This window comes from Faecalibacterium sp. DFI.5.82, assembly GCF_029076575.1.
In the GTDB taxonomy this organism is placed as follows: Bacteria; Bacillota; Clostridia; order Oscillospirales; family Ruminococcaceae; genus Faecalibacterium; species Faecalibacterium duncaniae.
Genome location: NZ_JARFIS010000923.1, coordinates 1 through 295 on the forward strand (window position 1 = coordinate 1; position 295 = coordinate 295).

The 295-nt window shown below is 33.2% G+C and carries 1 protein-coding gene; it reads left to right on the forward strand.

All coding sequences use genetic code 11. The features are described 5' to 3' along the window. Positions 1-295 (forward strand): Sir2 family NAD-dependent protein deacetylase (locus tag P0G09_RS19510; RefSeq protein ID WP_342760581.1); only part of this gene is annotated, 295 nt, incomplete at both ends.

Below are 295 nucleotides of genomic sequence, written 5' to 3' on the forward strand. Positions count from 1 at the left end.
TGCTCATATAGCTTTAGCAAAACTCGAGGAAATGGGTAAGCTTAAAGCTGTCATAACTCAAAATATTGATGGACTTCATCAAATGGCTGGAAGTAAAAATGTGCTAGAACTTCATGGTTCTGTACATAGAAATTATTGTACTAAATGTGGTAAGTTTTTTGACTTAGAATCTATGTTAAATCTGGGAGGTAATATTCCTTATTGTGACAACTGTGGTTCTATAGTAAAACCAGATGTAGTACTTTATGAGGAAGCTCTTGACAGTGATGTCATTACTAAAACAATTTCTGCTATA